The organism is Chitinophaga niabensis (assembly GCF_900129465.1).
Lineage (GTDB): Bacteria > Bacteroidota > Bacteroidia > Chitinophagales > Chitinophagaceae > Chitinophaga > Chitinophaga niabensis.
Window position 1 is genome coordinate 1,683,772 of sequence record NZ_FSRA01000002.1, and the last position, 19,593, is coordinate 1,703,364.

General features: G+C 45.2%; 22 protein-coding genes and 1 tRNA gene. 5 read left to right on the forward strand and 18 right to left on the reverse strand.

The features are described from left to right. Positions 1 to 55: 55 nt before the first annotated feature. Positions 56 to 1,162: an AAA family ATPase gene (locus BUR42_RS24100; protein ID WP_200798398.1), complete on the reverse strand. Its 1,107-nt coding sequence runs from the start codon at positions 1,160 to 1,162 to the stop codon at positions 56 to 58. After that, positions 1,149 to 1,856: an RNA ligase family protein gene (locus BUR42_RS24105; RefSeq protein ID WP_074242128.1), complete on the reverse strand. Its 708-nt coding sequence runs from the start codon at positions 1,854 to 1,856 to the stop codon at positions 1,149 to 1,151. The genes BUR42_RS24100 and BUR42_RS24105 overlap by 14 nt, the downstream gene beginning before the upstream one ends. A 158-nt stretch (positions 1,857 to 2,014) precedes the next feature. Between BUR42_RS24105 and BUR42_RS24110 the strand changes: the two genes are divergently transcribed. Beyond that, complete coding sequence (locus BUR42_RS24110; RefSeq protein WP_074242129.1) at positions 2,015 to 2,794, forward strand: glycoside hydrolase family 16 protein; 780 nt, start codon at positions 2,015 to 2,017, stop codon at positions 2,792 to 2,794. A gap of 108 nt (positions 2,795 to 2,902) precedes the next feature. Here the strand turns inward: BUR42_RS24110 and BUR42_RS24115 are convergent, their stop codons facing one another. The 5 genes from BUR42_RS24115 to BUR42_RS24130 are packed head-to-tail and all read right to left on the reverse strand — an operon-like array spanning position 2,903 to position 5,734. Further along, the gene (locus BUR42_RS24115; RefSeq protein WP_143197565.1) at positions 2,903 to 3,781 is read right to left on the reverse strand and encodes a hypothetical protein; all 879 of its coding nucleotides are present in this window, start codon (positions 3,779 to 3,781) and stop codon (positions 2,903 to 2,905) included. A gap of 34 nt (positions 3,782 to 3,815) precedes the next feature. After that, positions 3,816 to 4,607: a hypothetical protein gene (locus BUR42_RS24120; protein WP_074242131.1), complete on the reverse strand. Its 792-nt coding sequence runs from the start codon at positions 4,605 to 4,607 to the stop codon at positions 3,816 to 3,818. A 50-nt stretch (positions 4,608 to 4,657) separates the two neighbouring features. After that, positions 4,658 to 5,314, reverse strand: coding sequence for an alpha/beta hydrolase family protein (locus tag BUR42_RS24125; protein ID WP_074242132.1), 657 nt, complete (start codon positions 5,312 to 5,314; stop codon positions 4,658 to 4,660). A gap of 2 nt (positions 5,315 to 5,316) precedes the next feature. Further along, positions 5,317 to 5,409: a hypothetical protein gene (locus BUR42_RS30195; RefSeq protein WP_394333663.1), complete on the reverse strand. Its 93-nt coding sequence runs from the start codon at positions 5,407 to 5,409 to the stop codon at positions 5,317 to 5,319. Between the two features lie 46 nt (positions 5,410 to 5,455). Beyond that, entirely contained in the window at positions 5,456 to 5,734 is a 279-nt protein-coding gene (locus tag BUR42_RS24130; RefSeq protein ID WP_084185792.1) for a DUF6194 family protein, read from the reverse strand. Between the two features lie 122 nt (positions 5,735 to 5,856). Here BUR42_RS24130 and BUR42_RS24135 point away from each other — a divergent pair, with 122 nt between their 5' ends. The 3 genes from BUR42_RS24135 to BUR42_RS24150 all read left to right on the forward strand — a co-directional run bounded on the left by BUR42_RS24135 (position 5,857) and on the right by BUR42_RS24150 (position 7,620). Continuing rightward, positions 5,857 to 6,618, forward strand: a complete 762-nt coding sequence (locus BUR42_RS24135; RefSeq protein ID WP_074242133.1) for an Imm49 family immunity protein — start codon at positions 5,857 to 5,859, stop codon at positions 6,616 to 6,618. Between the two features lie 20 nt (positions 6,619 to 6,638). Beyond that, complete coding sequence (locus tag BUR42_RS24140) at positions 6,639 to 6,908, forward strand: hypothetical protein (RefSeq protein WP_074242134.1); 270 nt, start codon at positions 6,639 to 6,641, stop codon at positions 6,906 to 6,908. A gap of 337 nt (positions 6,909 to 7,245) precedes the next feature. Beyond that, positions 7,246 to 7,620, forward strand: a complete 375-nt coding sequence (locus tag BUR42_RS24150) for an FEKKY domain-containing protein (protein ID WP_143197566.1) — start codon at positions 7,246 to 7,248, stop codon at positions 7,618 to 7,620. Between the two features lie 35 nt (positions 7,621 to 7,655). Here BUR42_RS24150 and BUR42_RS24155 read toward each other — a convergent pair whose 3' ends face one another. From BUR42_RS24155 to BUR42_RS24205, 11 genes are all read right to left on the reverse strand, one after another. Then, positions 7,656 to 8,624 (reverse strand): SRPBCC family protein, encoded by a 969-nt coding sequence (locus BUR42_RS24155; RefSeq protein WP_084185793.1) that lies wholly within the window; start codon positions 8,622 to 8,624, stop codon positions 7,656 to 7,658. Positions 8,625 to 8,691: 67 nt separating this feature from the next. Further along, a tRNA-Arg gene (locus BUR42_RS24160) sits at positions 8,692 to 8,763 on the reverse strand. Between the two features lie 55 nt (positions 8,764 to 8,818). Continuing rightward, positions 8,819 to 10,600, reverse strand: coding sequence for an AMP-dependent synthetase/ligase (locus BUR42_RS24165; protein ID WP_074242137.1), 1,782 nt, complete (start codon positions 10,598 to 10,600; stop codon positions 8,819 to 8,821). Between the two features lie 18 nt (positions 10,601 to 10,618). Continuing rightward, complete coding sequence (locus BUR42_RS24170; protein WP_074242138.1) at positions 10,619 to 10,897, reverse strand: 2TM domain-containing protein; 279 nt, start codon at positions 10,895 to 10,897, stop codon at positions 10,619 to 10,621. A gap of 65 nt (positions 10,898 to 10,962) precedes the next feature. Further along, the gene (locus BUR42_RS24175) at positions 10,963 to 11,625 is read right to left on the reverse strand and encodes a YceI family protein (protein ID WP_084185794.1); all 663 of its coding nucleotides are present in this window, start codon (positions 11,623 to 11,625) and stop codon (positions 10,963 to 10,965) included. A 15-nt stretch (positions 11,626 to 11,640) separates the two neighbouring features. After that, a complete protein-coding gene (paaN, locus tag BUR42_RS24180) occupies positions 11,641 to 13,296 on the reverse strand; it encodes a phenylacetic acid degradation protein PaaN (protein ID WP_074242140.1) in 1,656 nt (551 codons plus the stop codon). 96 nt (positions 13,297 to 13,392) lie between these two features. Next, positions 13,393 to 14,481 (reverse strand): tetratricopeptide repeat protein, encoded by a 1,089-nt coding sequence (locus tag BUR42_RS24185; protein ID WP_074242141.1) that lies wholly within the window; start codon positions 14,479 to 14,481, stop codon positions 13,393 to 13,395. Positions 14,482 to 14,556: 75 nt separating this feature from the next. Then, complete coding sequence (locus BUR42_RS24190; protein WP_074242142.1) at positions 14,557 to 15,792, reverse strand: DUF1015 domain-containing protein; 1,236 nt, start codon at positions 15,790 to 15,792, stop codon at positions 14,557 to 14,559. A gap of 120 nt (positions 15,793 to 15,912) precedes the next feature. Continuing rightward, positions 15,913 to 16,983, reverse strand: coding sequence for a 3-phosphoserine/phosphohydroxythreonine transaminase (gene serC / locus BUR42_RS24195; protein ID WP_074243185.1), 1,071 nt, complete (start codon positions 16,981 to 16,983; stop codon positions 15,913 to 15,915). 148 nt (positions 16,984 to 17,131) lie between these two features. After that, complete coding sequence (locus tag BUR42_RS24200; protein WP_074242143.1) at positions 17,132 to 18,106, reverse strand: zinc dependent phospholipase C family protein; 975 nt, start codon at positions 18,104 to 18,106, stop codon at positions 17,132 to 17,134. A gap of 56 nt (positions 18,107 to 18,162) precedes the next feature. Next, the gene (locus BUR42_RS24205; protein WP_074242144.1) at positions 18,163 to 18,807 is read right to left on the reverse strand and encodes a DUF502 domain-containing protein; all 645 of its coding nucleotides are present in this window, start codon (positions 18,805 to 18,807) and stop codon (positions 18,163 to 18,165) included. A 163-nt stretch (positions 18,808 to 18,970) separates the two neighbouring features. Here BUR42_RS24205 and BUR42_RS24210 point away from each other — a divergent pair, with 163 nt between their 5' ends. Further along, positions 18,971 to 19,585, forward strand: a complete 615-nt coding sequence (locus tag BUR42_RS24210; RefSeq protein WP_074242145.1) for a TetR/AcrR family transcriptional regulator — start codon at positions 18,971 to 18,973, stop codon at positions 19,583 to 19,585. Positions 19,586 to 19,593: the final 8 nt, after the last annotated feature.

Consider the following 19,593-nt stretch of genomic DNA (forward strand, 5'->3'; position numbering starts at 1 on the left):
CACGGGGCAATGATAATGATCGATGGCTTTCTTTGTAAGCCAACCATTATAGTTGTTAGCTGACGTAGTATACCACTTCATGTGCTTCCCATAAGGCCGGCACCTCCATTTTACGCACCAGCTTTTCCAAAGCTGATACTGGTATGACCGCTTCCCTGTTTTTATTCTGAGGGTGCAGTTTTGCATAAGGGACTTCAACATATATGATCTGTACTTCGGCTTTATAGGTAAGGAAAAGATCGATCAGCTGACTCCGCATCTGGCGTGTGATATTCGTAGCATTCCACACAAAGTTTTTTTTGTTGCGCAGATATTCCTTTGCCTTTTCCCTGGCTGCCTGAATAGCATGCCCGTTCCCGGTTTTGTCTGTCGCCGCCGTCCCTTGTTCCTGCCTGATATCATCCAGTGAGATCACTGGTATGTCTGAAAAATGCTTCCTGATATAAGTATCCTTACCGGCACCTGGTAATCCGCTCATCAATATCACCCTTGGTTCCGGATGATCAAAAGGTACATAATCCGGATAAGCATCATTCTTTTGCAGATAATGCAGGCGGGCATGGCCGGAAGCAAAAGGCCGGGAAGTACCCCAGCAGCCATGTTCCTTACAGAATTCTGCAAAGCAATCAACACGGTAAAGCAGGTCTGCTTTATCATGGCAGGTCCTGCCCAGTACATCAGCCCTTGCGAGCAATGCCAGCCATGCCGTATTCACTTCCAGGCTGGCCGTGATAATTGTTTTCAGCGGATCACGTTTTTCCAGCAGCCACAGCGGTAAACTATGATGCTTAACAAGTCCGAAGATCTGTTCACGAATAGAAAAAGGAGTAGGTATATCCCGATAGAGGATTACCCTGGCTGTTTGAGCTCCTTTACGTGCATGTCCTTTTGAAGTGATCCTGCTATCTTCTTCCATAACCGTTGTACTGCGTTTCTCTACATCATGCAATAGAGCTGACGCCCAGAGGATCTCTTTATCCTGTGGTGAAAGATGCTGGTAAACCGGATCGCCTTCCAGCTCTGCCAGTACGATCCGTGTATGTACATCTACATTACCTTCTGCATGATGTATACTATCCTGTGGAATTTCTTTCATTACCTGTACCCAATCGAATTGCTCCTCCAGATATTCCCATGATTTATTAGTGCTAATGGTCCACATGATCACCTCCTTCGTAATTTAAACGTGCCCGTTTCCAGTTGCGTGTCCAATGTTCGTCTGTTTGCACGTGTCCTTTTCTTACATATTTGAATACATTCAGCGCAAAGTCTTCCTGCGCATAACCATTTTTGTTACGGGTAACAATTCCTTCTCTGATCGTTGGCAGCCCACTCCCTGCGTTATAAGGATCAAAATTCCCGCGGCTGGCAGCGATCTCCTTTACCTCCTTTTCAAACACTGCCTTTTCAGCGGGAGGACTGAAAAGGCTGATCTCAGGCACCACTGGTAATTCAAGCATTGCCGCATAGAACTTCGTTTCTTCCCAGCTTAACCATCTTCCGTTTTCCCGCACCGCAAATACAAAAAAGTGATGATGCAGCTGCCTGTATTCGATGGAATGGACGGCATACAAATTCTCCAGGAAAACTTCCAACGTCCCCAGGTCGTTTTTGATACTCTGCCAGAAACGCCGGAGGCTTTCCGTCCATGGCGAAACAGTAGGGGCTGCATGAGAACGCGCAAATACCCCGTATCTGGACAAACAATTGTTTTCTCCGTCCAGCTTTTCCGTATGCACCAGCTGCGGGATCTTTTTAAGATGGTCCCAATAATCATGCTGGATCCTGTCGTCACTGGTAGTGCCTGGAGAGAAAGGGTAATGATATGTACGGCCGTATTTTTGTGAAATAGCCATGTAATTAATTATTTAATCAACAATAAATTCCCGTACGGCGGCAAGAGATGCCGCTGCAGTATACAGTTTTAATATGTTGATCCGATTACATGACCCAAAGGATTGCAGTTTTTGCGAATTGATGCAAAGGTAAATAATTTATTCACTTATATTGTTGTATGAATAAGCTGCGCTACTTTTTATTGCTACTTCCTTTTTTTGCAGGAAGTTGGGGAAACAGTAAACCCCAAAGCTGGAAGCTGATCTGGGAAGATCAGTTCAACGGCCCTGAACTGGACACCACTAAATGGACGAAGATCCCTCCAAATAAAGCTGATTGGGGCCGCCATATGTCCTCAGACCCGCAATGTTATGCACTAAAAGACGGGCATTTATTTCTGAGAGGGATCAACAATCCTGACACCCTCAAAGACCCACGACCTTTCTTAACTGGCGGTATCTACAGCAAGGGGAAATTCGCTTTTCAATACGGAAAGATAGAGATCCGTGCTAAGTTAGAATGTGCCCAGGGTGCCTGGCCTGCCATGTGGATGCTGGCAGAACATGATAAATACGGAAAGTACCCCAGGAACGGAGAGATAGACATCATGGAACATTTGAACTACGACAGCATCATTTATCAAACCACCCATTCCTGGTATACACTGGAACTCAAACAAAAGAATAATCCCCCGCATGGCGGAACCGCAGGATTGAATATCAAAGACTTCAACACCTTTGGCCTGGAATGGTATCCTGATAAGCTTGTATTCACCCTCAACGGAAAAGAAACCTTCCGCTATCCGCGTGTAAAGGACGTAGACCCATCGCAATGGCCTTATGATCAACCCTTTTATATCATGATAGATCAACAGCTCGGAGGTAACTGGGTAGGAAAAGTAGACCCGGCACAATTACCCGTTCAGATGATCGTAGATTGGGTGAAGGTGTATCAGTGATCTTTAAGTCCTGTACATCACTCCGCAACGGATGATGAAAGATCAGCAGCGACCCGCCTGGGCTAACGGTAGCTATCCTGTGATCTATCAAGATAATCATTTATGAGCTCAATTTTTCTGCATTTCAGCATTTACAAACTGCAATAATTGTTCCCGCCCACCTTTGATAATGAAGGTTTTTAATGTAAGGTTTTTTGTTTCACCCGGGTTAAGGTCAACAGCAGGGTCTGCATGCTGGCAGCTACGTTCAGGATTGGTCCACAAGTTACCTGTTTCCTTCGTATAGGTGGCTGCAATCCATTTCTTATCATGAGAAAGGGTGGCAATAAAAGGCTTATCCGCTTTCCGGGATTTATAATAACGTTTAATACCGTCTTCAGTACGATTGGAAGAAACTGGCCAGGTGTAGGAAACTAAATACCGGCAGGGTATCCATTGCCGCAAAGGCATTGTGAGCCGTTCAGGCGTTTCGGATGCCAGGAGATCAAAACCGTTCGTATGATGAACATATGTCCGCTCTAACAAGGTGTCTGAGAAAAGGGAGTATAGTTTAACACAGGTTACAGCCTGGAGGTTCTGATAAGTGAGGTTAGAATGGTTGGAGAGCGTATAAGTATAACGCAGGCCATCTGCTTCAAGACGGGCGGTCGCGGTCATCTTTATTTTTCCCTCCAGCTCCGTTTCATAGATAAGCGAATTCCCCTGCACACGCCATACGGGCAAAGATCTTTTATTTCTGTCACCATTGGTAACAAGATAAAGATGTTCAACCTTATTACTTGTTTTATTTAACCCTGTCACATGTTCGGGAAATTCGATCTCAATCCCACGATCATTAGTGGATTGCCCTGGTAATAGGATTTTTAGTAAAGGGAAATCTTTTTGAACAACCATTACTTTTACCCCTGTTGGTAGTGTAACAGACTGCGCAACAGCCGTAATGTTTGTGGTCAGAAGCAGTAGGAGTATGCAGCGCTTTTGATTCATTTTTCTGCTGTTTAATAGATGAATGATATAGATGTTAATGATCCTGCCGGATAAGCTTCCCATTCTTGAAAATACTTCTTTGTATAATGTATGTGCTATAGCTATTTGTATTATACTCCGTTATTACAGTCGAATCATCAGAATATTGCTCAGTCCTCAATTTCCTGTATATAGAATCAGCACCTTCACGGGGAGCCTTTACTAATACATGTCTTGTTTGGACATCATTGGTATCATTGGCTTTATAAATGTCCACTAGTGCAAAGGCTGTATCATGTATGGTTGAATTGCTGAGCTTCCAGTTATACACGGGCTGTTTTTCAAGATCAGACATCACACTGGTAAAAAACGTATCTTCAAATATTTCCTTGTATACCTTAAGTTTATTTTTATCTATTTTTTCAGCATGATCGTATAGTATGGTAGTATCGTTTAATTCTATTTCTGTTATAGTTAAATAAGAACTATGGCAGTCCCATTCATTTTTATATTGAGCAAGGATTTCAATACTTTGGCAGTCTTCGATGTTAAACAGGTATTTTATTTTGTTTCCCTGGTGGAATATAGTTAGTGCAGGAGACATGGTTCTATACCCTTTTTTTAAGGTATAGGGGTACTGATTACTTAGTGCTACCTGCTGAATGGCATTTTCCAACCGTTCAACCCGGCCACTTGTCTCGTACCGGAACAACCCCGGAGTTTCCTGGGATTGAGGCCCGGGCCCGGAGAAATTCCTATAGGCATAAATAAAGCCGAAAAGATAAAGTACAAATCCAATGAGGATAATTCCGGCAATAACTGCGAGGGATATTAAGAATGCCTTCATAATGGCCAGAGGGTTTAGGATCTTTATTTTTCTACTTTTGGTGCTTGTAACTATTTAAGCACTTTGTCCACCCAGATCTTTGTTTCAGCTACCAATAAAGACATCACATCTTTTTTTCCTGCCTTAAACGAATGGTCTGCTCCTTCAAGCTTCACCAGCGTAGCCTTCTTCAAAGAGGAGCATACTGTTTCGATCAGCTCCCAGGTGGCCAGTGTATCTTTACTCCCTTGCAGAAAAAGCATAGGGATCTTCAGTTCTTTCAGATGATCTGCCCGATCAATAGAGGGTTTACCGGAAGCATGAAGTGGGAACCCATAGAAAACAATGCCGCTTACAGCACTCTCCAGATGAGTTGCCAGGTATTGCGAACTCATGCGTCCTCCAAAAGATTTGCCGGAAACAAATAGAGGTAGTTTAGGATGCAGTTCCTGTGCTTTTTTGATAGCCGCTTCTATTGTTGCGTGGGCAACAGCCGGTGCATCCGGCCGACCTTTTTTATTTTCGGCAAAAGGAAAATTAAACCGCAAGGTGGCTATGCCCACTTTGGAAAGCGCATCCGCCAATGTTTCCATAAACACATGGTCCATACCGGCCCCTGCTCCATGTGCGAGGGTGAAGATGCACTTCGGTTTATCCGGTGTGATATATTTTGCAGAAACCTTACCTATAGAAGGCGAAACGTTTAGTTTGAGGGATTTTGTACTCATGGTTACCCTGATATTTTATTATACGCTATATGCAAATATTCTTTCAACGATTCGAAGGTTTTCTCAGAGGGGCTTACAACGCAGATCCAGTACATGGAACCATATGTAGGGTGTGGTAATAGTACATCTTCCTGTGTAAAGTCAATCCCAATGTTCAGGGTGTGCTTCCACACCTTTCTTTTCAGTAAGCCCGCCAAACAGTGGTGTAAAGGTATCCTTGTCCACACCAATATTTAACCGATAGGACCCTTCCCTGTTCAGGTTTGAAAAAGTATCATATTCATTATCCTTTGTTACAATGGTTGCAAAGGGGAGTTTATCGTTCTTTTCGTACATGAAAAAGAAATCCCCGCCTGCTTCAAGGATATTCACCTGCTCAAAATTCTGAGAAATGTACGTCTTTATGGCTTCTATTGTCATATGGCCCTCAAGGTACAAAATTACTCCCAAGGCCCGATATAACTGTAACCTTGAAAGGGATACTTCTTCGGCTTCATGCCAAATATACTGCTTGTAAAGTGCAGAAATCTTATTTTAGTAGTATGGAGAAAGAATCTGATAAAAAAGAACGATTATCGGCCGTCTGTCAAGGCATTACAGCCAATTACCCACGATTGATGAATGCCTTGGAAGCAGGTACAACGAATGAACGCTTCCTTTCCATGACACTCTGGGGCCATTACGAGTCATTTGCGCTGAAGGCTTTTTTTATTGATGAGGACGTCGCAAAGGCCAAAAGATATTTTTACAATTGTGGCCTGCGGGATGTTTTTCTCACTGCCAGGTACGATGAAAAGATACTTGACTTCGGAATCAATCATTTGTCCTATGCATTATTAAGCGACAATGAGACCCTCATCAGAGAATATGCAAACCTTCGCCATAGCAACTATGAGGCAATGATACAAAATGGAAGAAGCACTCCCATGTTTGCACTCCAGTGCCTGATCAAAGAGGATTGGAGTGAATTTGAACGGGCAATGGCAATTATCAACACTAAGACCATCCGAAAGTTAGGAATGGCACTGGATGCGGAATTCTATACCGCGCTGGCTGAAAAGAACAAGGAGAAAATTCAACAGGTGATCGAAGAATTGGTATCACCTAAAGTGCATAAGAAAAGGAATGTACATCATATACTGAAAAACGAATTCATTTCACATCCCGCTATCGGATATGCAAAGCTCGCCTGGTTAAAAGGCATTGAAGTGGAAATTAGAAGCCCTTTAATACCCCGGGAGCTTTTAGAGGTTGCTCCATTGGCGGTGTATGAAGAGATTGACTTGAATGAAACACTTAGTTAATTTTAAGAACAACATGCACCATGAACAAAAATACCTGGGATAGCTGGACAGGAAATAGGGAATGGATCCTCGATATTGCTAAAAGGAGGCAATGGGATATCCTTGAAGACTTAGCTATACAGCCCGTAGTGAGCGAAGTTGAAGTTGACAAAGCAATTAGAAATTTAGAAATTAAATTACCAACTGATTTTATTGAGGTACTCACTAATTATTCCGGAGGGGTAAGTTTTTTATTTCAAATTGAAGGAACCGGTCCTGAAGGAAAATATCGGCAAATTTTTTCAGCTTGAAGACCCTGCTGAAGACTATAACAAAGTATGGCATAACAAGACGCCAATTATCAGCGTCGCAACTGGTGACTTAATTGCCTTCGATACTTCCGTAGGAACAAGCGAATTTCCTGTCGTCTATCTTAGCCAAGATAGTGGCGACTTTCATGGTAAACGGCTTGGACATAACTTTATAGACTTCATTACAAGATGGAGCAACATTGGTTGCTTTGGACCAGAGGACTGACAATTTGAGCCATTCCACAGCAACAAGCAAAATATATTGGAATTGGAGGGGGATAAAGTAAATGGCTGGAAAAATTGGTTAACGAACTATTGAAAATTAAAGCCTGAACTTATGAGGAGTATTTTATTGGTTTGGATGATATTCACAGTATCGTGCCTGCAAAAAGCACCAGATAAAAGGGCCAGCGCTGTAAAAAAGGATGAAACTGCTTTGCTATGGACAGATTACCGTATTGGAGAACTGCCACCAGAAGGGTATTATGATGCAATAGATAGCGTGGTTAAAAAGTGGAATATCAATTATAAAAGAGTGGAAGGAGGTTGCGAAGCAACTGTAAAAGATAAGGAAAAGCACGAAGCAGGAAATGCCGGATATTTCCAGGAGTTGGAAAAACAATATGGAAAACACTGGAGAGAGCAATTTAATAAAGAGGTAAGAGAATTGGACAGCATTTTGAAGTCAAAGAAGGTACACTTGGTAGAATAGCGCTCCCTGCTCTGAAGTAATCCCCGGAGAAAGCATTATAGACTTTCCGCATTCATCTTTATATGCCGCAATACTCTGCCGTGAATTTCGTGAATAATATAATTACTCCATAGCCTCCAGTAAATGGCGGGACGAATATTATGATAATACCACGTTGTACCCTCGAGTAACGTATGTCCATTAGGCAATGCAGTCAATTTGAACTGCCCGCATTTAGAAACAAAATAATCATGTAGATGTGGTGCATCAACATTCCAGAAGGTAAGTTCTTTCATAGGGGCCGGCTGCTCCAGCACATCAAATTTAAGTAACCGCGGGGCATCCCATACCGTAATAGGTTCAACAAAGCTACCCGTGGTGAAGTTGCAATGCCTGATGGCGCCTACGCCTGATCCTTCTATTTTCGCATTGATGGGATAAGCAATACCTGTTTTGAAAAGTAGCTCCGTGGGCTCGTTGAGTTGCGGGAATTCAACCACATTCTTCCATACCGTTTGAGGATCGGCATTTATTTCGATGGAGGTTACCACTGCATTCAATTCTGGCGGCGAGTTCCTTTCTATAAATGAAATTAATGGAATGCTGCCTATCAGTATTACCATTATAGTGGGAGCTTTCCCTGGTAGCTTAGTTATCATCCAATAGCCAAACAGGCTTCCTGTTAACGACAGCGCAATTCCTATCGGGGCCGACATTAAAATGCATATTAAACCCTCCATGCCCAAAGCGAGAAGCCCTGTGGCGTAAATTAAAAGTGCTAACAGGCCCAGCTTCAGGAAAGAGCCAAAGCTTGTAGGCTTCTTGCTGCCATAACCATATAGCACCGTTGTGCCAAACCCGATAAAAAGAGGAAGGAAAATAAACAGCGCAATGCCATAATCTGTAAACTTATAAAACATCACTGCTGTCAGTAGCCAGGAAATGACGGTGGTTACACCAATGGCTAGCCATTTGCGCGGCTGGTGGTTCACAGGTGGGATATTTTCTTCTGGTAACTGTTCCATAGGTTAAATATAGCAAATTCAAAATACGGAAGGCGCTGGTTTTACCAGCGCCTTCCGTATTTTTTCGTAGCCCGGACAAGAATCGAACTTGTATCTAAAGTTTAGGAAACTTCTATTCTATCCATTGAACTACCGGGCCAAATCCCCTTCCGGGGAGCGCAAAAATAAGTGTTTTTACCAAATTTCCTTAAATATTATGCATAGATCCGCTCAATCTCGTTCCGGTACTTCTCCAGTATCACTTTCCGCTTCAATTTCAGGGTAGGTGTCATTTCCCCGCCATCCACCGTCCATTCATGCGGCATCAGCTCAAATTTCTTTACCTGTTCAATATGGTTGAAGAACTGGTTATACTTCTCCACTGCCTGTTTAAAAAGCTCCCGGACCTGCGGATTCTTCAAGCCCTCTTCATGGCTCGGGAAAGGTATTTTCTGCTTCCTGGCCCAGTCCTCCAGGTTATGGAAATTAGGCACTATCAAGGCCCCTGTGAATTTACGATCGGCACCCACCACCATGATCTGCTCAATGAATGGGCTTTCTTTGAATTTATTCTCAATGGGTTGGGGCGCCACAAATTTACCCCCGGAGGTTTTGAACAACTCCTTTTTCCGGTCGGTGATCTTCAGGAATTTGTTCTGCACCAGCACCCCAATATCCCCTGTATGGAACCATCCGTCCTGGATGGCATCGGCAGTCAGGTCCGGCCGTTTGTAATACCCGATGGTCACATTGGGGCCTTTGCAGAGGATCTCCCCATCGTCGGCCATTTTCACTTCCACATTGCTGATAACGGGTCCCACGGTTCCGAACATCCGGTCTTCCTCGTTAAAGCGGTTCACACTGATCACGGGAGAGGTTTCGGTAAGTCCGTAACCTTCCAGGATGGCTATTTGTGCAGCCGTGAATATTTTGAGCAGGCGGATCTGGCAAGCCGCCGCACCTGTAACAATGCATTTTATATTACCTCCGAGTGCCTCCCGCCATTTACTGAAAATGAGTTTATTGGCAATGGAAAGCTTGAGATTATACCAGGGGCCCAGGTTCTTATTGACCTCGTATTGTTTCCCCAGGTCTACGGCCCAATAGAAGAGCGCGCGTTTGATACCGGTCAGTTCCAGCCCTTTAGCCATGATCTTTTCATACACTTTCTCCAGCAAACGGGGTACTGTGGTGAAAATACTGGGCTTTACTTCTTTTAAATTATCTGATATGGTTTCCATGCTTTCCGCATAATATACGGAAACCCCTGCCTGCAGGTAGAGGTAGGTAACCATCCTTTCAAAGATGTGGTTTAAGGGGAGGAAGCTTAGCGCACGGGCTTCTTCATTTACAGGAAGGTATGGCATACAGGCTGTTACATTACTCATGATGTTCTCATGGCTGAGCATACAGCCCTTTGGAGTGCCTGTGGTGCCGGAAGTATAAATGATGGTGGCGAGATTTTGTGGAGTGATGCTGTCCATAATAGAAGAAATACGGGCATCGTCTTCCGGTTTGGCCAGGGCCACAATATCCGTCCAGTGTTTAACCCCATGAATGCGCTCAAAAGAAAAGATCTCCCGGAGGGAGGGAAGTTTATCACGAACGGCTTGTACTTTCTCATACATATCCGCATCCTGCACAAAGAGGAACCGCGTTTCCGCATCATTCAGAATATATTCCAGTTCAGGAATGCTGATGGTAGGGTAGATGGGAACCAGCACCGCGCCGATCTGCTGACAGGCCAGGTCCGTGAGTATCCATTCCGGCCGGTTAGCACTAATGATGGAGATCTTATCCTGTTTTTCCACGATAAGCTCCTTATCGCCAATGCCCAGTTGCAAAAGACCGGAACTGAAACGGCGTGCCACGTCTGCTACTTCTGAGGTGCTGTATTTTTTCCACTCACCGTTCACTTTTGCGGCGAGCATGTCCTGCTTGGAATAGTGCTGCATTTGATATGTTACCACATCAAATAATCGGGTAGGTTGGTGCATGATTGAAGTATTGAAGTACTAGCCTTTCTGTTGTTTCTGCTGTAATTTTTCGTATTCACTGGTGGCATCGCCAAAAGTATCTCTGTGATAAGCGTTATAATAGGCGAATGCAAGCCCCAGGCCCCAGCCTATCATTGGCCATACCGGCCAGGGAAGACCATTATGATCATCTGTGATCAGCCAGATGACCCAGAGGAAACCATTGATGATCAGATAGGTCATCAGGTGGGTGCGGAACCCCGCCCTGGCTTTTGCTATGCGCCAGAGGCGTTGATCTCTTTGTTCGTTTGTTTCCATATGAAGAAAGTTGTTATTAAATATAACCAAAAATCAGGGCAGATGCAAATCTGCCCTGACCCTTCTTACTTAGTAACAATCTCAAAATGGATATTGACTATAGAATTGATAAGTTTATCCTGGAGGGATTTATCGGCCCGGTAGGTCATGCCCCACTGGGTACGGTCTATATTGAAATTGGCTTCCGCTTTTATCTCCCCTTTCCGCATAACAATCTTGGCAGGGAAAGTGATGTTTTTGGTCACATTTTTCATGGTCAGGTTACCCTTGATCATGTGGGTCGCATCTTTCAGGAGTACCTCTTTATCATCTTTAGAGGGATGATAAGTACTCACCTCCGTGATCTCAAATTTTGCGGTAGGGAAATTAGCGGCATCAAAGAAGTTTTCGCCTCTCAGCTCATCTTCCAGTTTTCGTTTATTGTCCGGCGTAGCAGCAAGGTCCAGGTTAGCGAGACTATTGATATTGATCGTGAACTGCCCGCCGGTTAAAGTACTGTCTTTGGTAAATAACTGCCCTTCCGTAAAACGGAAAGAACCTTTATGTTCACCGGTAGGTTTGGTACCCACCCAGTACAATATGCTGGCAGTGGTATCCAGGTGATGGCCATGGCCATCTTCCGGTTTCACGGACTGGGCTTCCGTAACCTCCGCTTTATCTGCTTTCGGTACCTGCTGGCAGGCCCCGATGATCAATGAAAGAAAAAGAAGACGAGCAATGATGTGCATATTATTGCGATTTGTTTAGTCCACATAAGTTCTGTTCCCCACCCATACAAATCTCTTCACAATGAATTCCGGATTCGTGAAACTGGCATTCCCTGCTGGGTTTCCTCCTGTTACATGGAAATCCGAGAAGGCAGCATGCTGGTTCACCCAGATGAATCCTGTAAAGTTGAAAGATACCGGTGTGAACGCACTGTTCATGGCATCGGCAATCTTTTCTTTTACCGTATCATCTGTTGTGTAAGCACCACAGGTAATGGCGCCGTGAGAAATAGCCATCTGGCGGGCCAGTTGTATAGAATGATCTGTATCTTTTGTTTTCACCAGTAATACTACCGGGCCGAATAATTCTTTCTCAAAAATACCGGTATCAGCAGAGCTCACTTCCAGTACCGTAGGAGAAAAGGTCCTGGCGCCGGTAAATTCTTCATTGGCAACCGGGGCTCCGCTGAGTAATACTTTCCCGCCAATGTGCTGTGCATCTTTCACCCGTTGCACGGTGTCGTCATTCTGAACGGCGCCAAGTGTGCCTGCTCCCATTTTAGGATTATTCACCAGGGCTACGATAGCATCTTTGAATTTGGTAGCTACTTCATTAAAGCTCAGTTTGCCGTTAGGTGTATTCACACCGGATTCAGGAATGAAGAAATTCTGCGGGGCAGTACACATCTGGCCGGAATAAAGGCTCACGGAAAAGGCCAGGTTGTTCAGCACGGCGTCTATATCTTTTACCGAATCCAGGATCACAGAGTTCACACCTGCTTTTTCTGTAAATACGGTTTTGTTCTTCAATGATTCCACGTAATTGCCGAAGCTGCTGCCACCGGTATAATCGATCAGTGCAATTTCAGGGTGTTCACACAGTTCTTTGGTGACCAGGTGTTCACTGCTGTCTGCTGCAAGCTGGCAGGTATAAGGGTCCTGTCCGTTTTCTTCCAGTACCTGCTGTATAGCCGCTACCACAATGGCAATCGGCAATACTGCTTTAGGATGTGGTTTAACAATAACAGCATTACCTGTGATAAGGTCTGCATACATACCCGGCAGGGAATTCCATACCGGGAAAGTGCTGCAGCCGATCACCAGGCCTAGGCCCCTGGGAATGGCTTTGAACGTCTTTTCCAGTTTGATGCTGATCTTACCCATGGGCTTTTCCCAGGTCTGTTGTTCCGGGAAATGCTGCAATTGCTGATATCCCATGGCAATTGCTTCCAGGGCACGGTCGTTGGCATGCGGGCCACTGGCCTGGAAGCTCATCATAAAGCTCTGGCCTGTAGTATGCATGGTAGCGTGTGCAATGGTAAAGAAATGGTCCTTGATCTTTTCCAACGTTTCGGTAAGGATGCTGGCCCTGTCTGCCACAGATAACTGCGCCCAGCGGGAGCCGGCACGTTTACCTGCTTTTACCAGTTCATCAACAGCAATAACAGGATAAGTAATGCCAAGCGGTTCCCTTGTATAGGGAGAAACTTCTTCACCTGCCCATCCTTCTGTAACTTTTTGTTTTAAAAGGGAAAAGGGTTTGTTCAGCATATCCTTAAATGTGGCCTCTCCCTGTGGAGGAGCTTCTTCACCATATGCTTTGGGGTGTTCAGGATACTGTGCGTAAAAAGTGCGTTCGTGGTTCGCTTTTACGGCGTTGTCAATAATGTTTTGGTGTTTTGCGATCAGCATAATCCTATAGTTTAGATTCGTGTTGTAGTATTGAAACGGCACACTATGCTGGTTCTCCCGATATGGTCGGGGGCTGGTTTACAGGATGGTCATCTTTTACTTAATAGTAGCCAGTCTGCCGGTATTGTAAAATTCTTCGTCCCTCAGCTTCAATGGATGATTCCGCTGAAAAGCAGAAAAGGAATCGTATTCTGCTTTATGGAGGTTGGTCCATGCTTTATATTCTGCCTGGTTGGAAACAGGGCCGAAAAGCCATTGATTATACGCCTCGAACATACCCTCCTTTAGTAACTTGCGTTGAAAATCAAACAGTGCGTATGGATATCTTACACCGTAAAAATTATACCAATCTAATAAGAACCTCGTACGTAACATGATCAGCGATTCCGGCTCAATACCGGTGGCAATCACACTCACCTGTTTCGCCATCACGCTTTTAAAACTATCCATGAAACCTGTCTCTGCCTCCTTGCTGCCTTTTTTACTTTTCTTATCTGATGTTTCCACCGGCACACTGTTGAAGATAGCCGGGTCATCGAATAATTTTTTATAACATTCCAGCACAATTTCCCTTACTTCAGCTGTACGGGTGGTAAAGCTTTCAAGGTTGATGAAAGTTTCCCCGTAGAGGATAGCCCAGATGGGTTCTTTCGTCCACAGGTAACTGCGGGCGGCATGATAATAATTACCGGGGAAGTTGGGATCTGTTTCGATGCCCTTCACCCATTGACGGAGTGCGCCGTCGAAATTCTTCATGTTCTGCAGCAGGTCGCCATAATCATTATACAGCTCTCCGCTTTTGGGGAATTTCTTCAATCCCCTGACATATAATTTCTCTGCTCCTTTCCAGTCTTGCTTAGCCTGGTATATATTACCGGCTATCTGAAAGAGGTGGATGTCTGCATCTTTCTTATCTACCAATGGAGACACTACGGTATATGCCCTGTTGTAATCACCTTTCAGGTAATAGGCAAAAGCGAGGTCCTGTTTCAATTGAATATCGTCTGGCGCAGACTGGATTGCCTGGTTGAGTACCAGGATAGCATTGGCATAATCGCCGCTCCGCAGGAAGTTGCGGGCAGTGGTTTGCAGTTCACTATTGTCCTGTGCGGCTGCCCACTGAAAGGTAAGCATTCCCGCCAGCACAAGGGTCCATCTTTTAGCAGCCTTTTGCCATTCCATCATTCAATGCGTTTTATGTAAATGTAAGAAAAAAGCGTTGACCCCGGAGCAAGGCGGGGTCAACGTTTCAGATCATTATCAGATCAGATGTGTTAACAGCCCGTCCCTGAGCTTAGGTTCAAACCAGGTGGATTTGGGAGGCATTACATTACCACTGTCTGCAATATCAAAAAGTTGCTGAATGGTTACGGGGTAAAGGGCAAAAGCTACCTGCATCTCGCCACTGTCCACTCTCTTCACCAGCTCACCCAGTCCGCGGATACCGCCTACAAAGTCGATCCTTTTGTCTGTACGGGGATCACGGATACCCAGGTGTTTGTCCAGGATATTGTTCTGCAGGATGGTCACATCCAGGATCCCGATGGGGTCTGCTGAGTAAGTTCCTTCCCTAGCAACGAGGTGGTACCAGGTATGGTCAAGGTACATGGTGATCTCATGCAGCATGGCAGGTTTTTGCTCATGATGGCCAACAGCTTCCACGGTAAAATCATATTCCAGGCGGGATAGGAAGTCCTCTTTGCTATGCCCGTTCAGGTCTTTCACCAGGCGGTTATAATCCAGGATCGCTAGTTCGCTGGCCGGGAAGATGGTGGTCAGGAAGTAGTTCAGATTAGCATCGCTGTTAATGTCTTCGCCGGAGGCTTTTTGTACCAATGCGGCTGAAGCTGCACGGTGATGGCCATCCGCGATATAAGTGGCGGGTACTTTTTCTGCAAAAAGACGGGTGATCTCGTCTCCCACAGAAGCTTCATTCACTACCCAGATGGTGTGGCTGATGCCATCTTCTGCCGTGAAATCATATACCGGCCGCTGGTTTTGCTGCCAGTGGCTGATTAGGGTATTTAGTTCCGGCACATCATTATAGGCCAGGAACACGTTCCCTGTCTGGGCGCGGGTGGTGGTGATATGATTGATACGGTCCAGTTCTTTATCCGGCCGGGTGAATTCATGCTTTTTAATGATGCCTTTATTATAGTCATCAATAGAGGAAGCACATACCAGCCCTGTTTGGGAGCGCCCGTCCATCACCAGTTTATAGATATAATAACATGGCTGTTCTTCGTGGAATAAAGTGCCGGATGTTTGCAGGTTCTGAAGATTTTCAGCTGCTTTTGCATATACCGCCTCACTGTGAATGTCTGTTCCTTCCGGCAGATCTATTTCAGATTTGGAAACATGGTAGAAGGAATTGGGATTTCCTGCTGCCGCTTCCGCTGCTTCTTTAGAATTTAATACATCATAAGGCCTTGCGGCTACCTCTTTTGCCAACGCCGGTTGCGGACGTAATGCCCGGAAAGGTTTGATAATTGCCATGATCTTGAGTTTTCTGTTAAGAGCGGTAAAAATAAGAAAAGCAGGGTAGGAATCAGAGGAGGAAATAAAAAAGGGCCGACTTTTTGGCCGGCCCTTCATATATAATATTTTCTTATGCGGTTATGCCTTCTTCAGTGAGAAGAACTTCATGGCTTCCACCATGGCTTCCACACTTTCAAGGGGCAGTGCATTGTAAAGGGATGCGCGGAAACCGCCAGACAGGCGATGGCCTTTGATGCCAACGATATCTTCTTTCTTGGCGAATTTGAGGAATTCCTCTTCCAGCTCAGGTTTGTCGATGGTAAAGGTCACATTCATTTTGCTGCGGTCTTCTTTGGCAACATTACCACGGAAAAGCGGGTTGTGATCTATCTCATCATATAACAATGCGGCTTTTTTGTTATTGATCTTCTCAATAGCAGCCACACCACCCTGGCCTTTCAGCCATCTGAGCGTAAGCATGGAGATATATACGGCAAACACCGGAGGGGTGTTGAGCAGCGAGCCGTTGTCAATATGTAACTTATAATCCATGATAGTGGGGACCTTGCGGGTGATCTTGCCCAATATGCTTTTGCGGACAGCTACCATAGTGGCACCTGCTGCACCCATGTTCTTCTGCACGCCGGCATAGATCAATGCATAACGGTTAAAGTCCATCTGGCGGCTAAGGATATCACTGCTCATATCAGCTATCAGTGGCACGTCCGTTTCCGGAGTGGTATGCCATTGTGTACCATAAATGGTATTGTTGGTAGTGATATGCAGGTATTTGGCCTGGGATGGAACCGTGTACTGCTTGGGGATGTGATTATAATTACTGTCTTTGGAGCTGGCGATGACATCTACATAACCAAACTGTTTAGCTTCTTTGATAGCTTTATTAGACCATACGCCGGTGTCGATGTAAGCAGCTGTTTCCCCGCTTTCCAGCAAGTTCATCGGAACCTGCATGAACTGGGTAGTAGCACCTCCGTGTAAGAACAGCACTTCGTAGTCGTCCTCCAGCTGCATGAGCTCTTTGGCAAGACTGCGCGCCTCTTCCATCACGGCTACAAATGGCTCCGTGCGATGTCCTATTTCAAGGATTGACATCCCGCTACCGTCAAAGTCGATCAGCGCTTTGCTGGCTTTGTACAGCACTTCGTTTGGTAATACAGAAGGACCTGCATTAAAATTGTGCACCTTCATGTTGCGATCTAAATTGTATACGTTTTCTTGTTCCACTTGTCTATGGTTTTTCGAAGGAATTGGTAAAAAATCGCGGTTGAAATCAAAACCGGAGGATGGGTAGGAAAAGGTTAAAAAAGATAGAGGCTCAAAGATAATATTTCTTTTGTTAATCTTGATGTTCCCTGTTAAATATTTTACCATGCCGCCAGAGACTGTCCAGCTGACGTATGGCGGCTTTATCCGGTAATGATATTGTTAATGCATGCAGGGGTGGCTGGCCCGCATCCACCCATGCAGTATACCAGCAGGCAGCAACTGTTGCCACAGCAGCCCGCATTCTGCGTTCCACCATATCTCCCAACAAACGGTGATATGCTTTCGTATAGGCGGTTGAGTAATTACGCACCAGTATCCCTTTCCGTAACTCATAAGCATACCGCTGATCTGCCGGGAAACGTTTACTCAGCTTTTGTTCCAGCCGTAATACCGTATCTGCAGCCAATGCGCTGGCCGTGATCACCTGCCATATAAGTTCCCGGGGGTTCTTTATATAACCTGCAGGCCCCGCCCAGAGATCAAAGGACTGGTCCGCCAGCAATTCCGGAATGCGGGATTCCCACAACCCATGGATCCCATGCTGGCCGGTGAATTGCCCATTATGGTTGGAGCAGGCATGTAACGGCACGTGAGCATCTCCCATATAATGCCCTAGTTCCGCTGCCAGCTTGAGTATCCGGGTGCCATTCCTGGCCTGGAAGGCAGATGTTAACTGTGCCATCATTCTCTCAAGATGCCAGGGTAAAACACCATACCGCTGCAATGTATCCGCAGTGAATTTTGCCTGGGCCTCCGGCCAGGAGCGGGGAACAGCAGAAAAAGGAGGTAATCCGTAATGGTCTGCATCCAGGTAGTGACGGGCCCCTTCCGCCGCCAGCAGATACCTGCGTTTATCAGGAGCCGTGGATTGCTGAACGATGTATTCAATATGTGGCTTGAAGAGCACCATCATTTCCGGTGGAAGGGAAAAAACGGCGAGACGGTTGATGCGCTCATGCGCAAAGAAACCCCATGCCTTGGCAGGATGGGTGGAAATTAACAAACAAGCCATCAGCAAAAGGATGGCGCGGAACAATGGATACATATGATGAATATCCGAAGAAAAATGTAACTAAAACAGGAACTGAGATATTGTTAGGTTTACTTCACTTCACTTTGCCTGTGACTAACAGTTTCTGTAATATGCGTCACCCCTCCTGAAACGGCAAACTTCATAGCTTCTCCCGCAGAGATATTCGTCAGGGGCCGTACTTTCTCCTCCTTTACAATAAATACCTTGCCCGTAATGGCATAAGCATGAGGCACATATACTGCCATATATCCCTGTAAACCAAGACTGTTCACATTCTCCTGTGTAATGAAACCCATTTCCCACACATCTTCCCCGTATACATTCACCAGTACGGGGTGGTCAAATTTCTTCTTCTCCCCAACAAAAGCATCAAAAACATCCTTTACGGAAGAATAGATATACTTAATAAATGGAGTACGTTCCAGGATATGGTCAAACATATCGATCAGCCTGCCCACAATGAAGGAAGAACTGATATAACCCACAAAAACAACCAGGATCAACACAATGGCAAATCCTACTCCTTTGTATTTCAATATGTTAAGCGGATGGTCCAGCGGCAGCAGGTCACGCGGTAATATATTATCTATGGTTACAAAACCCCAGTATAACGTAAATGCCGTGACCCCGATAGGTGCCAATATCAGTAAACCCTGGAAAAAATAGCGCAATATCCGGGATAATAACAACCTGAACCTCAATTTTGGAGACATGTGATATGGTATTGAAAGAGCAAAGGTACAGCATCCCACCCTCAAAAGCCCCAAAAACCGCCGAAAAGCTCAAAGGGTAAAAATAACTGATGGAAACTTTGGTAGTTTAAAAAGTTTCCATAGTTTTGTGCGTGTATTTAAGAAATTCAGGGTTTTAACAAAAATGGAAGTACAAGAGAGAATATTAGATACTGCATTCAACCTTTTCAGGCAATACGGAACCCGTTCCATTACCATGGACGAAATTGCCCAGAAAATGGGGATCTCCAAGAAAACGCTGTATGCGCATTTTGCGGATAAGAGCGATCTGGTGGTGAATGTAATGAGCCGGCACCTGAAATTGATGGAGGAGCAGTGCCTGGCCGGTAAGGAACAATCCAAGGACGCCATCGAGGAACTGTTCCTGGTGATGAAAATGCTGGATGATAAATTACGTAATATGAACCCGGTAGCTATGATGGACCTTCAGAAGTTCCATGCAAAAGCCTACCAGATCTTTGAACAGCATAAAGATGTATTCATGTTGCAGATGGTCCGCCAGAACCTGGAAAGAGGTATCCGCGAAGAGCTGTACCGCCCCGACCTCGATCTGGAGATCCTCAGCCGCTTCCGCACGGCTTCAGCCATGTTCTGCTTTCAGCCGGATATGTTCGCAATGAGCGGTTTCGACATGACGCGTGTACAAAGAGTACTGCTGGAAAATTTCCTGTTTGGGGTAGTCACACTCAAAGGATATAAGCAGATCGAAGAATACAAATCCAAAGATTACCCGAAATAAACACACAG